This window comes from Streptomyces sp. NBC_01306 (genome assembly GCF_026340465.1).
Classification (GTDB): domain Bacteria; phylum Actinomycetota; class Actinomycetes; order Streptomycetales; family Streptomycetaceae; genus Streptomyces.
Genome location: NZ_JAPEPC010000001.1, coordinates 4,634,992 through 4,650,000 on the forward strand (window position 1 = coordinate 4,634,992; position 15,009 = coordinate 4,650,000).

Below are 15,009 nucleotides of genomic sequence, written 5' to 3' on the forward strand. Positions count from 1 at the left end.
CGGCCGCCCGGCCGGCGCCGGCCCAGGCGCCACATCCGGTCCGCCGTCCGTCCCCCTGGGGCGGGCGGCGGACCGCTGTCCGAGTCAGCCGTTAGTGTGGGGCCCCGTCCGCGATGCACCAACGCCCCCACGGGGCGCGTGCGTCCACCGCATCCGCACACCAGCCTTCCGGGGGGCAACGCCACCCGGACTCCGGCCGGAGGGGCCCGTACCTCGATGTCCGTGCACAGCCAATCGACGGCCCCTTACGAGGCCGCAACGCCTGCGTTCGCTCCCGCACACCCGCCCGAATTCCCGCAGCATGTCGTCACCGCCGTACTCGTCACCCACGATGGCGCCCGCTGGCTGCCCGACGCGCTCGCCGGGCTGCTCGGCCAGGAGCGCCCCGTACAGAACGTCGTCGCGGCCGACACCGGCAGCGCCGACGCGTCCGCGAGCCTGGTCACCGAAGCGCTCGGCGCCGACCGGGTGTTGCACCTCGCGCGCCGCACCGGCTTCGGTGCCGCCGTCGACGAGGCGGCCCGCACCGCGGGAGTCCTCACCCCCGAGGAACTGCCGTATCTGAAGCGGCCCAGCGGCTGGGACCCCGTGAGCCGCAGCTGGCGCGACGAGACCTATGACATGCCCGAACTGCCGCACGGCGAACCGGTGCAGTGGCTCTGGCTGCTCCACGACGACTGCGCGCCCGACCCCGACGCGCTCACCGAGCTGCTGCGCGTGGTCGACAACGACCCGCACGCCGTCATCGTCGGACCCAAACTGCGCGGCTGGTACGACCGTAAGCAACTGCTCGAAGTCGGCGTCTCGATCGCCAACAGCGGTCGCCGCTGGACCGGTCTCGACCGCCGCGAACAGGACCAGGGCCAGCACGACCAGGTCCGCTCGGTGCTGTCCGTCTCGACCGCCGGAATGCTCATCAGGCGGGACATCTGGGAGGAACTGGGCGGCTTCGACCGCAGACTTCCGCTGATGCGTGACGACGTCGACCTGTGCTGGCGCGCACACGCCGCGGGCCACAGCGTCGTCGTGGCACCCGACGCCGTACTGCGGCACGCGGAGGCATCGGCCCGCGAGCGCAGGCCCATCGACTGCGTGGGCCGCTCCGTCGCCAGCCCGCACCGCGTCGACAAGGCGGGCGCCGTCTACACCCTGCTCGTCAACACCCGCGGCCGCGGGCTGCCGTACGTCCTGCTGCGGCTGGTCATCGGCACCCTGCTGAGAGTGGTCGCGTATCTGGTCGGCAAGGCGCCGGGACAGGCGCTCGACGAAGTCGCCGGGCTCGTCGGCACCCTGCTGCGCCCCGAGCGGATCCTCGCCGCACGGCGCAAACGCGGAGAAGGCGCGGTCGAGGCGAGCGAGCTGCGGCCGCTTTTCCCGCCGCCCGGAGCCACCGTCAAGGCCACCGCCGAGCAGGTGGCCGGCCATTTCGGCGGTAGCTCCGACGTAGAGGCCGGTTCGCGGCACGGCGCCGTCGAATCCGGTCCGGGCGGTGACGACGCCGACTTCCTGGAGATCGAGCAGTTCGCCCGGCTGAAGCGGATAGCCCGCAAGCCGGCCCCGGTGCTGTTCGCCGTGCTCCTGCTGGTGTCGGTCATCGCCTGCCGGGCGCTGCTGGGCGGAGGCGCCCTCGCGGGCGGCGCCCTGCTCCCCGCGCCCGATCACGTATCGGAGCTGTGGAACCGCTACGCCGACGTATGGCACCCCCTCGGCACCGGCGGCACGCAGTCCGCCCCGCCGTATCTCGGCATCCTCGCCGTGTTCTCCACCGTCCTGCTCGGCCACACCGGACTCGCGCTCACCCTGCTGCTGGTCTGCTCGGTCCCGCTGGCCGGTCTCACCGCGTACTTCGCCTCCCGCCCGCTCACCGAGTCGCGGCTGCTGCGGGCCTGGGGAAGCATCGCGTACGCCTTCCTGCCCGCCGCCACCGGCGCCCTGGCCTCCGGGCGGCTCGGCACGGCGGTACTCGCCGTCCTGCTGCCGCTGATCGCCCGCTGCGCCGTCTCCGCCGCCGGAGTGCGCGGGGAGCGCGGAAGCTGGCGGGCCGTCTGGGCCTACGCGTTCCTGCTCACCCTCACCATGGCCTTCACGCCCGTCGTGTGGCCGCTCGCCGTCGTCCTCGGGATCGCCGTCCTGGCGCTGCACCGCGACGAGATCACCGCGTACGGGCTGCGCCTCCTCGCGATCGCCGGCACGCCCCTCGTACTGCTGGCACCCTGGTCGCTCTCGCTGCTCGCCTCCCCCTCCGGCTTCTTCCGCGAGGCGGGCATGGAGTTCGGCAAAGGCTCGGCATCCGCGCTCGACCTGCTGGGCATGAGCCCCGGCGGTCCGAAGACCGCGGGCGGGGTGCTGCTCATCGGAGTGGTGCTCGCCGCGCTGGCCGCCCTGCTGCGCGGGGAGCGGCAGTTCGCCGTCCGCGGCGCCTGGGCGGTGGCCCTGCTGGGTCTCGTCTTCTCGGTGCTGGCCAACAGGTCGGGCTGGGCCGGTCCCACCACGCTCGTCTACGGGCTCGCGCTGCTCGCGGCCGCCGTGCTCGGCGCGGAGGGCGCACGCGAGCGCGTGGCCACCCAGAGCTTCGGCTGGCGGCAGCCGGTCGCCGGGCTGATCGCCGTCGCCGCGCTGCTCGCCCCGGTGATCGCCGCCTTCAGCTGGATGGTCAGCGGTGCGGACGGGCCGCTGGAGCGGCGCGACCCGGTGCAGGTCCCCGCGTTCGTCGCCGAGGAGAGCGGCACCCGCGACCAGGCCCGCACCCTGATCCTCGGCGGGACGTCGCCGTCGGAGGTCTCGTACACACTGGTGCGCGGCTCGGGCGGCAGGCTCGGCGACGCCGAGCTGGCCCGCGCGGGCGGCAGCAGCCCCCGCCTCGACAAGATCGTCTCCAACCTGGTCGCGGGCTCCGGCGCCGACCAGTCCAGCCAGCTCAGCGGGTACGCCATCCGCTATCTGCTGGTCAGGGACGGAGCGCCGCGCGAGATGAGCCGGGTGCTCGACGCGACCCCGGGGCTGAGCCGGCTCAGCCAGCTGGACGGCAGCGAACTCTGGCGCGTCGACCGGCAGGTGGCACGCGCCACCATCGTCTCCGGTACGTCGCCGGACGCGAGCTCCGAGCCGCAGTCCGTCGCCGCCGGCCCGGTGGACATCCACACCACCGTCCCGGCCGGCAAGTCAGGCCGCGTCCTGCGGCTCGCGGACGCCACCGCGCCGGGCTGGCAGGCCACCCTGGACGGCCGCGCGCTGACCAGGACGACCGTCGACGGCTGGGCGCAGGGGTTCGAACTCCCCGCACAGGGCGGGAAGCTCGACGTCACCTACGACGAGCCCCTCACCCACACCCTCTGGGTCTGGGCGCAGGTGCTGCTCGCGGTCGTGCTGCTGGTGCTCGCCCTGCCCGGCCGCCGTGAGCGGATCGACGACGACCTCCCCGATGAGGAACTCCCCGTACCCGCCGAGCCGGTGGCGGGCGAGGGCCGCAGGGCCCGCAGGCTGCGCGCCGCCGCCCAGGCCGAAGCCGAGGCGGCGGGAGGCCCGGACGGCCCGGACGCGACGGCCGCCATGGGCACCACGGGAGCCGCGGACGACGGCCCGGCCGGCGAACCCGGCGAACCCGGCGAGCAGAATCCGTACGCCCCCGCCGGAGACCCCGCGGCGGATCCGTCGGCCTCCGCAGCCGATGACGGCTTCGCCCCGCAGTACGGGACGGAGATCCCGCAGCAGCCCGCGTACGGCGACTGGGAGCAGCCCGCGTACGCGACGGGTGACTACAGCCAGTACCCGGCCGGGCAGTACGGCAACGAAGGCCACTACGCCAACGACGGCACGTACGCCCCCGGCCAGTACGGCCAGGACGGGTACGGCGGCGAAGCGCAGTACGGCAACGAGGCGCAGTACGGCAACGAGGCGCGGTACGGCGACGACGGCCAGGGCGGAAGCGGCCGGCCGGGCCAGCCCGGCCCGTACCCCGACGGGCAGCAGCAGTACGACCCGTACCAGCAGCAGCCCGACGGCCAGTACGACCCGTACGGCTATGTCCAGCACCCGCAGCAGCCGCCCTACCTCGACGAGAACGAGCACCGCCCCGACGGGAGCAACCAGTGAACCGCACCGCCATCGCCCTCGCGGCGGCCGTCGCAGCCCTCGCGGTCATCACCGGTTTCGCCGTGGTCGCCGCACCGTCGGACGCCGCCACCACGCAGCAGCCCGCCGCCAGGCTGCCCGTCGAGCGCTCCAGCCTGGTCTGCCCGGCGCCCAGCACGTCCGATGTCGCCGAGACGTCGTACACCGCCTTCACCCCGGCCGGGAAGGGCGGCGGGTCCGCCGGGTCCGCCCAGTTGCTGCCGTCGGTCACCGGCGCCGGGACGGACGGGAAGAAGAACGCCAAGGGCAAGGGCGGCGCACCCGACCCGGGGAAGCCCGTGGTCTCGCTCAAGCAGCCGGGCAAGCCCGTCGTCGACAAGGAGTCCGGCGGCGACTCACCGGCTCTGATCGGTTCGGCGGACGGCCCACTGGCCCCCGGCTGGACCGTCCAGCAGACCACGACGGTCGACGCCGGCGGCTCACGCGGCGTGCTCGGCACCAACTGCACAGCACCGGACACGGACTTCTGGTTCCCCGGTGCCAGCACGGCGGCCTCCCGCCAGGACTATGTGCACCTCACCAACCCCGACGACAGCGCGGCCGTCGCCGACATCGAGCTGTACGGCAAGGACGGCGCCATCAAGTCCGAGGTGGGGGAGGGGATCACGGTCCCCGCGAAGTCGACGGTTCCGGTCCTGCTCTCGACACTGACGCCCGACCCCGCCGACAACCTGACCGTCCATGTCAGCACCCGTACCGGCCGGGTCGGCGCCGTGGTGCAGTCCCTGGACAACAAGCTCGGCAGCGACTGGCTGCCCGCTTCCACCGCCCCGGCCGACAAGCTGGTCATCCCCGGGATCCCGGCGGACGCCACCTCCGTACGGCTGGTGGCGCTCGCCCCGGGCTCGGACGACACGGACCTCAAGGTCCAGCTGGCCGGCGCCGACGGCACGATCACCCCGGCCGGACACGAGACGCTGCACCTCAAGGCGGGCATGACCTCCTCCGCCGACCTGGGTGCCGTGACCAGGGGCGCGGCGGGGTCACTGGTGCTCTCCCCGTCGGGCGGCAGCAAGACGCCCGTGGTGGCCGCCCTGCGCGTGGTACGCGGAAAGGGCAACAAGCAGGAGGTCGCCTTCATCCCGGCGACCGCGCCGGTGGGCGATCGGGCATCGGTGGCCGACAACCGCTCCAAGGGCTCGGTGCTTTCGCTGGTCGCCCCGGGCGCCACGGCCAAGGTGAAGGTCACCTCGTCGCCGGGCAGCGGCGGCGGTTCCTCGGCCGTCAAGACGTACACGGTCAAGGGCGGTACGACGCTCGCGGTCAAGCCGACCCCGCCGCCCGGGCTCAAGGGCTCGTACGCACTGACCGTCGAGCCGATGGCGGGCAGCGGCCGGTTCTACGCCTCGCGGATGCTCGAACTCCCGCAGGACGGGATCCCGATGTTCACGGTGCAGACGCTCCCCGACGACCGGGGGACGGTCTCGGTGCCGCGTGCCCAGCAGGACCTGTCACTGCTGGACGACTGAACGAGGAGGCCGGGCCCGCCGAACGGAAACGGCGGGCCCGGCCGCGTCCGGTCGTGTCCGTACCGTCCGTGTTGTCCGTACCGCCAGTACCGTCCGTCCGGCGGACCGTCAGTCCTGTCCGTACCGCGGATCGACCGACTCCGGTGCCAGGCCGAGCAGTTCGGCGACCTGCTCCACGACGACCTCGTGCACCAGCAGCGCCCGCTCGTCGCGGTTCTTGGTGCGGATCTCGACGGGGCGCCGGTAGACGACGATCTGCGCGGGCCGGTCCTTCTCCGCGGAGACCGCGCTGCCCAGCGGCACCGATGTCTCGCCGGGCCACTCGTCGACGCTTTCGGCGCCCTCGATCCGCGGGACGTCGAGCACCAGGAAGTCGACTTCGGAGAGTTGGGGCCAGCGCCGTTCCAGGCGCTCGACGGAGTCCGCGACAAGATCGCGGAAGGAGTCCCCGCGGCTGGTCGAGAGCGGAACCTGCGGCGGGGCCACGGGCCCGCGCATCCCCCGGCCGTGCCGGTCGCGGCGGCGCGGCCGGGGCTCGGCGGGCTGGGGCGGAAGTGAGCTGTCCATCACTGACGCAGGGTAGCTCTCCGTACGACGCGACGTGTGATGCGGCGAGGCCGACGGCCGCGGCGCAGCCGGCATGTCGCGGGATGAGCGTTCCGGACACGTTCACGATCGGTGGCCCAGCTGCTTTCGACCGGTGATCTCGCTCCGGCTGACTGGATATCGACGGGCGAATGACTGGATTCGATTCGTCACTCGCTGTATGCGCCTGTACCCGTGCAGGTCAAGCGAGTTGCCGCCGGGCCGGGCGGGGCAGGCTCCGTGCCACGACACGGTGGAGTGACGCCGGGGCGAGTCGTCGCGGCCCGCTCAAGAGTGCGGTACCGTCCAATACCGTGAGCCCTGTACGTCGCTGTTCTCGCACTGCGTGCGGCCGCCCCGCCGTCGCGACGCTGACGTACGTCTACGCCGACTCGACCGCGGTTCTCGGTCCGCTCGCGACTTACGCTGAGCCCCACTGCTACGACCTGTGCGCCGAGCACGGCGAGCGGCTGACCGCCCCGCGCGGCTGGGAGGTCGTCCGTCTCACCGACGGTTCGGCCCCCGCCAGGCCCAGCGGTGACGATCTCGAAGCGCTCGCCAACGCCGTACGGGAAGCCGCCAGACCGCACGAGCGCGCGCCCGAGCCCGGTGGCGGCGCACGCCAGGCCGCTCCGGCCGAGAGCGGGCGCCGCGGCCACCTCCGCGTACTGCGCTCTCCGGAGTCCTGACCCGGCTCTCCCTCCCCGCTTCCCGGGCCCTCGCGGCCCGGGCGGGATCCCGTGGCCCGCATCCCGTCCGGATCATTGACTTCCGGTTGCCATGAACATGAGCATTCCTCCACCCGTGAGGATCGAGGCCCTGTGTTTGTGCAGCCGCTGGAACCCATAGCCGATTCGCTCGCCCTGTCCGCCCTCGTCGCCGCTCTGCCGCTGCTCACCGTCATGGCGCTGCTCGGCGCCGTACGGATGAAAGCCCACTGGGCCGGCCTGACCGGGCTGGCCGTCGCCGTCCTGGTCGCGCTGATCGCGTACGGGATGCCGCTGGGCCAGACGCTCTCCTCGGGCGCGCAGGGGGCGCTCTTCGGTCTCTTCCCCATCCTGTGGATCGTCGTCAACGCCCTCTGGGTGTACCGGATGACGGTCCGCACCCGGCACTTCGACATCCTGCGGCGCTCCTTCGGCCGGTTCTCCGACGACCCCCGCATCCAGGCCCTCGTCATCGGCTTCTGCTTCGGCGCGCTCCTCGAAGCGCTCGCCGGATTCGGGGCCCCGGTGGCGATCTGCGCGGTGATGCTGGTGGCACTCGGCTTCGATCCGACGCGCGCGGCGGTCGTCGCGCTCGTCGCCAACACCGCACCGGTCGCCTTCGGCGCCATGGGCACACCCGTGGTGACGCTCGCACAGGTCAGCGGATTGCCGCTGGACACGGTCGCCTCGGTCGTCGGCCGGCAGACTCCGCTGCTCGCCCTCGTCGTGCCGCTGCTGCTCGTGGTGATCGTGGACGGCAGGCGCGGACTCCGCGAGACCTGGGCGCCCGCGCTCGTCTGCGGAGTCGCCTTCGCAGCCGCCCAGTTCGCCGCGTCGAACTTCGTCTCCGTCCAGCTCGCCGACATCCTGGCCGCGTTGGCCGGTGCCGCGGCCCTGCTGGCGGTCCCCGGCGCCCGCAGGCCGGTCGCTGAACCGGTGAGGGCCGCCGTACTCACCGGCGAACGCAGCCAGGACCTCGACCAGGCGGACCCGCGGCGCGAAGTGGTGCGCGCCTACGCCCCGTACGGGCTGATCGTCGTGGTCTTCTCGCTCGCCCAGATCCCGCCCGTGAAGCGGCTGTTCGACGGCGCGACCCGGCTCTTCGACTGGCCGTTCCTCAACGTCGCGGGCCCGGGCGGCAAACCGGTCCCGGGCAACGCCTTCTCACTCCCGCTCATCTCCACCGGCGGGACGCTGGTCCTCTTCGCGGGGGTGCTGACGGCGGCGGTCATCGGAGTACGGGCGGGGCCCGCGCTCCGGGAGTGGGCGGCGACCGTGCACGAACTGCGGTACGCGATCCTCACGGTCACCTCCGTCCTGGCTCTCGCCTATGTCATGAACCTCTCCGGACAGGCCGCCACCATCGGCCACTTCGTCGCGGCGGCGGGCGCCGGACTGGCCTTCCTCTCACCCGTACTCGGCTGGTTCGGGGTAGCCGTCTCCGGATCCGACACCTCGTCCAACGCCCTCTTCGGCGCACTCCAGGTCTCCGCAGCCCATGAGTCCGGGCTCTCCCCGCAACTACTCGCGGCCGCCAACAGCTCGGGCGGGGTCCTGGGCAAGATGGTCTCCCCGCAGAACCTGACCATCGCCTGCGCGGCCGTGGGTCTCAAGGGGCAGGAGGGAGATCTGCTGCGCAGGGTGCTGCCGTGGACTCTCGGACTGCTGCTGGTGATGTGTCTGATCGTCATGGCACAGAGCACGGCGCTCCTGGGCTGGATGCTGCCGTGAGGGCGCGCTTCCCCCCGGCGCGCGCCGGGCTGCCGCTCCGATGTGCGGAGAGTCCCGATTCTCCCAGGTAGTTTGATGGGTGATGGGCCCGTAGCGGACAGAGCGGATATTCAGGAGGACCGACGTGGCTGGTGCTGTCGATTTGTCGCAGGTCGTGAAGGCGTACGACGTACGAGGTGTCGTGCCCGACCAGTGGGACGAGTCGCTCGCCGAGCTGTTCGGGGCCGCCTTCGTGCAGGTGACGGAAGCGTCGGCGATCGTCGTCGGCCACGACATGCGCCCCTCGTCGCCCGGTCTGTCCGGAGCCTTCGCGCGCGGTGCGGCGGCGCGCGGTGCGGACGTCACCCTCATCGGCCTCTGCTCGACCGACCAGTTGTACTTCGCGTCCGGGCAATTCGACCTGCCGGGAGCGATGTTCACGGCCTCGCACAACCCGGCCCGGTACAACGGCATCAAGATGTGCCGCGCCGGGGCCTCGCCGGTCGGGCAGGACACGGGCCTCGCGGAGATCCGTACGCTCGTGGAGACCTGGTCCGCCACGGGCGCCCCCGAGCCCGCGCCAACTCCGGGAACTGTCACCGAGCGTGACACGTTGAAGGAGTACGCGGCCCACCTCCTCTCCCTGGTCGACCTCTCGGCGATCCGCCCGCTGAAGGTCGTGGTGGACGCGGGGAACGGCATGGGCGGCCACACGGTCCCCACGGTGCTCGCCCCGCTCCCGCTCGACGTGGTCCCCCTCTACTTCGAGCTGGACGGGACATTCCCCAACCACGAGGCCAACCCGCTGGACCCGGCGAACCTCGTCGACCTCCAGGCGAAGGTCCGCGAGACCGGCGCGGACCTGGGCCTGGCCTTCGACGGGGACGCGGACCGCTGCTTCGTCATCGACGAACGCGGAGAGGGCGTCTCGCCGTCCGCCATCACCGCCCTGGTGGCCGCCCGCGAACTGGCCGCGCACCCCGGCGGCACGGTCATCCACAACCTGATCACCTCCTGGTCGGTCCCCGAGGTCGTACGGGAGAACGGCGGCACCCCCGTCCGCACCCGGGTGGGGCACTCCTTCATCAAGCAGGAGATGGCCACGACCGGGGCGATCTTCGGCGGCGAGCACTCGGCGCACTACTACTTCCGCGAGTTCTGGAACGCCGACACCGGCATGCTCGCGGCGCTCCACGTCGTGGCCGCCCTCGGCAACCAGCCCGGCACGCTCTCGGAGCTGGTCGCGCCGTACGACCGCTACACCGGCTCGGGCGAGATCAACTCCGAGGTCACCGACCAGGCGGCCACCACGGCGCTGGTACGGGAGACGTACGAACACCGTGACGGCATCATGACGGACGGCCTGGACGGTCTGACGGTGACGTCCGCGGACTGGTGGTTCAACCTCCGCCCGTCCAACACCGAGCCGCTGCTGAGACTGAACGTCGAGGCACGGGACGAGGCGACGATGGCCGGGGTCCGCGACGAGGTCCTCGGGCTGGTACGCGGGACCGGCTGACGGCATCACCGACAGGACCGGCTGACGAGACCGGCCGACGGGGGCGGCCGACGGGACTGGCCGACGGGACTGGCCGACGGGGGCGGCACCCGCCCCCTCCGCCGGCCGCACCCCCGCTCCCACCCGCCCCACCCGAACCGCCCCGATGCCCCGCACCCGCCCCGCCCCGGCGGTACGCTGACCTGGCCCAAACCGTATGTTCGAAGGGACCACCCCCATGCCGCTCGAAGCCGGTCTCCTGGAGATCCTCGCCTGCCCCGTCTGCCACTCCCCGCTCAACGACCAGTCGGCAGCTGAGGAGAACCCGGAGCTGATCTGTACCGGTAAGGAGTGCGGACTCGCGTACCCCGTCCGCGACGGCATCCCGGTCCTGCTCGTCGACGAGGCCCGCCGGCCCGCATAAGGCGCCCCGCCCCACGCACGCACCCGTACGCAAGGCGAATCGGAGGCAGACCCCGATGCTCGACGAGTCGTTGCTCGACGCCCCGGAAGCCCTGGCCCGAGCCGACCGCCGCGGACTCCTCCGCGGCGCAGCCGAGGCCGGAGCCCGTGTCCGTACCGCCGCCCGGAACGCGGCCGAGGCCGGCCTCGCCGACCTGAACCCGGAAGGACGGCCCCGCGCCGTACTCGTCGCCGGTTCCGGCGCCGCCGCGACCGGTGTGGCCGACCTGCTCACCGCCCTGGCGGGTGCTGCGGCCCCCGTCACCCGGCTCCACCCCACGGGAGTGGCCCCCGCCGCCGGCGCACTGCGCTGGGCCCTGCCCGGCTGGGCCGGTTCCGTGGACCTGCTGCTCGTCGTCACCGCCGACGGCTCGGAGCCGGGCCTCGCGCTCCTCGCGGAACAGGCGTACCGGCGCGGCTGCACGGTCGTCGGCGTCGCCCCGCGCCGGTCGCCGCTGACCGAGGCGGTCAACGGGGCGCACGGCCTCGTCGTACCGATGGCCGAAGCACCGTACGAGGAGGAGACCGAGGTGCCGTTCACCGGGGTCGGCCCCGGTGCGCTGTGGGCCCTGCTCACCCCGCTGCTGGTCCTGCTCGACCGGGTCGGCCTGGTCACGGCACCGCCCGAGACCCTGCAGCGCGTGGCCGACCGCCTGGACAGCACGGCGGAACGCTGCGGTCCGGCCATCGCCACCTACAGCAACCCGGCCAAGACCCTGGCGTCGGAACTCGCCGACTCCCTCCCGCTCATCTGGACCGAAGGCGCCTCCGCGGCCCCCGTCGGCCGCCGCTTCGCCGCCGTACTGACCGAGCTGGCGGGCCGCCCCGCTCTCGCCGCCGAACTGCCCGAGGCCCTGCCCGCGCACGGCGCGCTGCTCGTCGGCCCCTTCGCGGGCGACGCCGACCCGGACGACTTCTTCCGTGACCGGGTGGACGACCCGCAGGCGCTGCACGCCCGGGTGGTGCTCGTCCGCGACCGCCCGGCTGGGGGCCTCACCGCGGCCCCGGCCGCCCGCGAGATCGCCCTCGCCCAGGACACCCCGATCAGCGAGCTCGAACCGGCGGAGGGCAGCGAGCTGGAATGCCTCGCGGAGCTCCTCGCGGTCACCGACTTCGCCGCCGCCTACACCGCTCTTGCCACGGCCTGAACGAGAACACCCCGGGCTCTCGCACCCGATCGCACCCCGCGCACCCCGCGCACCCGAGTGCACCCGGGCGCGAGAACCGCCGCACCCCGTACAGCACCACCCCCGAACGCCCGCCGGGCGACCCGTACCCGCCGTCCTCAGCAGCCCGGAAAGTAGCCTCATGGACCGCCTCGCCAACACCGTGCGCCCCTACGCCTGGGGTTCGACCACTGCCATCCCGGCCCTCATCGGCACCGAACCCACCGGCGAGCCGCAGGCCGAGATGTGGCTGGGCGCCCACCCCGGAGCCCCGTCCCGTATCGACCGCGGTACCGGTGACCAGGCGCTCTCGGCCGTCATCGAAACGGACCCCGAAGCCGAACTGGGTGCGCCGGCGGTAGCGAAGTTCGGCCCGCGACTGCCCTTCCTGTTCAAAATCCTCGCGGCCGGAGCCCCGCTCTCCCTCCAGGTCCACCCCGACCTCGCCCAGGCCAAGGAGGGATACGCGGACGAGGAGCGCCGCGGCGTCCCGATCGACGCCCCGCACCGCAACTACAAGGACGCCAACCACAAGCCCGAACTCATCTGCGCGCTCACCCACTTCGACGGCCTCTGCGGCTTCCGCGCCCCCGCCGAATCGGCCGACCTGCTGGCCGCTCTCGACGTGGACTCGCTCAAGCCGTACGTGGACATCCTGCACGCACACCCCGAGGAGGCGGCGCTGCGCGAGGTCCTGACAGCCGTCCTGTCCGCGGACCCCGCCGGGATGAAGACCACGGTCACCGAGGCCGCCGCCGCGGCCGAACGCCTCGGCGGCGCCCACGCCCCGTACGCCTCGCTCGCCCACCACTACCCCGGCGACCCGGGCGTCATCGCCGCGATGCTGCTCAACTACGTACAACTCCAGCCAGGTGAAGCACTGTTCCTCGGCGCCGGCATCCCGCACGCCTACCTCAACGGCCTCGGTGTCGAAATCATGGCGAACTCGGACAACGTGCTCCGCTGCGGTCTGACCCCGAAGCACGTCGACGTCCCCGAACTGCTCCGTATCGTCCGCTTCGAGGCGACCGAACCCGGCATCCTGCGCCCGGAAGCGGCCCCGGACGGCGAGGAGCTGTACGAGACCCCGATCGACGAGTTCCGGCTCTCGCGCTACGTACGCGCCGAGGACGCTCTGCCCCTCCCGCTGCCCGCGGCCACCGCGCAGATCCTGCTCTGCACGGCAGGCGCTCCGCGCGCGGGCGAACTCGCCCTGACACCGGGTCAGTCGGTGTTCGTACCGGCGGGCGAGGCCGTCACCCTGAGCGGTACGGGGACGGTCTACCGCGCCACTGTTGTGGCCTGATGCAACAATGTGCGGCCGAATAGCGGCACCAAGGCCGCGGCACCGACGAAGGGAACACGTCCACCCATGAGTGCGTCAGGTGGAACCAAGGCGATCGTGGCGGCGCTCGGCGCCAACCTCTCGATCGCGGTAGCGAAGTTCGTGGCGTTCCTCTTCAGTGGCTCGTCGTCGATGCTCGCAGAGAGCGTCCACTCACTCGCCGACTCGGGCAACCAGGGGCTGCTGCTCCTCGGCGGCAAGAAGGCCCAGCGCGAGGCAACCCCGCAGCACCCCTTCGGCTACGGCCGTGAGCGCTACATCTACGCCTTCCTCGTCTCGATCGTGCTCTTCTCGGTCGGCGGGATGTTCGCGGTCTACGAGGGATACGAGAAGGTCAAGCACCCGCACTCGCTGGACAACTGGTACTGGCCGGTCGGCGTCCTGGTCTTCGCGCTCATCGCGGAGGGCTACTCCTTCCGTACGGCGATCAAGGAGTCCAATCAGACACGCGGCACGCTCTCCTGGGCCCAGTTCATCCGCCGCGCCAAGGCCCCCGAGCTTCCGGTGGTGCTGCTGGAGGACTTCGGCGCACTGATCGGTCTGGTCCTCGCACTGGCCGGCGTCGGACTGGCCGTGGCGACCGACAACGGCGTCTGGGACGGCATCGGCACGCTCTGCATCGGCACCCTGCTCATCCTGATCGCGATCGTCCTGGCAGCGGAGACCAAGTCCCTGCTGCTCGGTGAGGCGGCGGGCACCGAGGAGGTCGACAAGATCAAGGAAGCCATCGTCGACCACGACACCGTCACCTCCGTGATCCACATGCGCACGCTGCACCTCGGTCCCGAGGAACTCCTGGTGGCCGCCAAGATCGCGGTCCAGCACGATGACACAGCGGCGGAAGTGGCCCGCGCGATCAACGCAGCGGAGGCCCGTATCCGCGAAGCCGTCCCGATCGCCCGGGTGATCTACCTGGAACCGGACATCTACAGCGAGGCGGAGGCCGCGGCGGGCGAAGACTCGAAGGCGACCCCGGGCGGCCCGTCACCGGTACCGCACCACTGACGAGGACCGGAGCCGCGCACGCCCCGGCGGCCCTGCCACGGAATCGCTCCGACGCACGGTCGGCGGCCTGTCCCGAGGCTCGTCCCGAGGTACGGATTTCAGCCGGACCCCCCGGTGGGCTGGGGGTCGCTGGGCCGATCGGTGTAGATTCGACGGGAGCCAGACGTCGCTGCTGATGGCGGTCGGGCGGTCCGTCCTGCGGACCGGCCGAGGGAGAGAGGGCCTCCGACGGACTGCGCCGCGAGCGCTCGGGCATTCGTGTGCCTTTTCGCCCGTCGCCGCAGCATCCAGCCCATCACCCTCGACCAACCTTCCGAGGAGCAGCTCGTATGACGACCGACGCCATCACCCAGGACTTCAAGGTCGCGGATCTTTCGCTGGCCGCCTTCGGGCGCAAGGAGATCACGCTCGCCGAGCACGAGATGCCGGGTCTGATGTCGATCCGCAAGGAGTACGCCGCGGCGCAGCCGCTGGCCGGTGCTCGCGTGACCGGTTCGCTGCACATGACGGTGCAGACGGCCGTGCTGATCGAGACCCTGGTCGCTCTCGGCGCCGAGGTCCGCTGGGCCTCCTGCAACATCTTCTCCACCCAGGACCACGCTGCCGCGGCGATCGCGGTCGGCCCGAAGGGCACCCCGGAGGCGCCTGCGGGCGTGCCGGTGTTCGCGTGGAAGGGCGAGAGCCTGGAGGAGTACTGGTGGTGCACGGAGCAGGCACTGACCTGGCCGAACACCCCCACCGGCGGCCCGAACATGATCCTCGACGACGGCGGTGACGCCACCCTCCTGGTCCACAAGGGCGTCGAGTTCGAGAAGGCCGGCGCGGCCCCGGACCCGGCGACCGCGGACAGCGAGGAGTACAGCTACATCCTCAAGCTCCTCAACCGCACCCTGGGCGAGAACCCGCAGAAGTGGACGCAGCTGTCGTCCGA

At 72.3% G+C, this 15,009-nt stretch carries 11 protein-coding genes (1 of these 11 only partly in view); 10 read left to right on the plus strand and 1 reads right to left on the minus strand.

Going from position 1 to position 15,009, the window contains the following annotated elements; translation table 11 throughout:
* Window positions 1-216 precede the first annotated feature (216 nt).
* Both OG385_RS20465 and OG385_RS20470 read left to right on the plus strand, forming a co-directional pair.
* On the plus strand, window positions 217-4,092 hold the full coding sequence (locus OG385_RS20465) for a glycosyltransferase (RefSeq protein WP_266856397.1): 3,876 nt from the start codon (window positions 217-219) through the stop codon (window positions 4,090-4,092).
* Entirely contained in the window at window positions 4,089-5,600 is a 1,512-nt protein-coding gene (locus OG385_RS20470) for a DUF5719 family protein (protein ID WP_266856399.1), read from the plus strand. The genes OG385_RS20465 and OG385_RS20470 overlap by 4 nt, the downstream gene beginning before the upstream one ends.
* A 108-nt stretch (window positions 5,601-5,708) precedes the next feature.
* Here the strand turns inward: OG385_RS20470 and OG385_RS20475 are convergent, their stop codons facing one another.
* Window positions 5,709-6,167 carry a metallopeptidase family protein gene (locus OG385_RS20475; protein WP_266856401.1) on the minus strand — a complete coding sequence of 153 codons (459 nt, stop codon included), beginning with the start codon at window positions 6,165-6,167 and terminating at the stop codon, window positions 5,709-5,711.
* 332 nt (window positions 6,168-6,499) lie between these two features.
* On the opposite strand from OG385_RS20475, the gene OG385_RS20480 reads away from it, so the two are divergent.
* From OG385_RS20480 to ahcY, 8 genes are all read left to right on the plus strand, one after another.
* A complete protein-coding gene (locus OG385_RS20480; RefSeq protein WP_266856403.1) occupies window positions 6,500-6,874 on the plus strand; it encodes a DUF3499 domain-containing protein in 375 nt (124 codons plus the stop codon).
* 132 nt (window positions 6,875-7,006) lie between these two features.
* A complete protein-coding gene (locus OG385_RS20485) occupies window positions 7,007-8,623 on the plus strand; it encodes an L-lactate permease (RefSeq protein ID WP_266856405.1) in 1,617 nt (538 codons plus the stop codon).
* A 124-nt stretch (window positions 8,624-8,747) separates the two neighbouring features.
* Complete coding sequence (locus OG385_RS20490; RefSeq protein WP_266856407.1) at window positions 8,748-10,121, plus strand: phosphomannomutase/phosphoglucomutase; 1,374 nt, start codon at window positions 8,748-8,750, stop codon at window positions 10,119-10,121.
* A gap of 217 nt (window positions 10,122-10,338) precedes the next feature.
* The gene (locus OG385_RS20495) at window positions 10,339-10,524 is read left to right on the plus strand and encodes a Trm112 family protein (RefSeq protein WP_266856409.1); all 186 of its coding nucleotides are present in this window, start codon (window positions 10,339-10,341) and stop codon (window positions 10,522-10,524) included.
* Window positions 10,525-10,579: 55 nt separating this feature from the next.
* On the plus strand, window positions 10,580-11,710 hold the full coding sequence (locus tag OG385_RS20500) for an SIS domain-containing protein (RefSeq protein ID WP_266856411.1): 1,131 nt from the start codon (window positions 10,580-10,582) through the stop codon (window positions 11,708-11,710).
* 160 nt (window positions 11,711-11,870) lie between these two features.
* Window positions 11,871-13,034: a mannose-6-phosphate isomerase, class I gene (manA, locus tag OG385_RS20505; protein ID WP_266856413.1), complete on the plus strand. Its 1,164-nt coding sequence runs from the start codon at window positions 11,871-11,873 to the stop codon at window positions 13,032-13,034.
* Window positions 13,035-13,100: 66 nt separating this feature from the next.
* Window positions 13,101-14,078 (plus strand): cation diffusion facilitator family transporter, encoded by a 978-nt coding sequence (locus OG385_RS20510; protein WP_266856415.1) that lies wholly within the window; start codon window positions 13,101-13,103, stop codon window positions 14,076-14,078.
* Between the two features lie 329 nt (window positions 14,079-14,407).
* On the plus strand, window positions 14,408-15,009 hold the 5' portion of the coding sequence (ahcY, locus tag OG385_RS20515; RefSeq protein ID WP_266856417.1) for an adenosylhomocysteinase. Its footprint extends 856 nt past the window's final position; only the first 602 of its 1,458 coding nucleotides appear in the window; the start codon lies at window positions 14,408-14,410; its stop codon lies off the right edge, out of view.

What these genes read in the sequence shown, in the direction of transcription:
- OG385_RS20500 (WP_266856411.1), top strand. Translation starts at nt 10,580, where the DNA reads ATGCTCGACGAGTCGTTGCTCGACGCCCCGGAAGCCCTGGCCCGAGCC.
- OG385_RS20465 (WP_266856397.1), top strand. Translation starts at nt 217, where the DNA reads ATGTCCGTGCACAGCCAATCGACGGCCCCTTACGAGGCCGCAACGCCT.
- OG385_RS20510 (WP_266856415.1), top strand. Translation starts at nt 13,101, where the DNA reads ATGAGTGCGTCAGGTGGAACCAAGGCGATCGTGGCGGCGCTCGGCGCC.
- OG385_RS20495 (WP_266856409.1), top strand. Translation starts at nt 10,339, where the DNA reads ATGCCGCTCGAAGCCGGTCTCCTGGAGATCCTCGCCTGCCCCGTCTGC.
- manA (WP_266856413.1), top strand. Translation starts at nt 11,871, where the DNA reads ATGGACCGCCTCGCCAACACCGTGCGCCCCTACGCCTGGGGTTCGACC.
- OG385_RS20475 (WP_266856401.1), bottom strand. Translation starts at nt 6,167, where the DNA reads ATGGACAGCTCACTTCCGCCCCAGCCCGCCGAGCCCCGGCCGCGCCGC.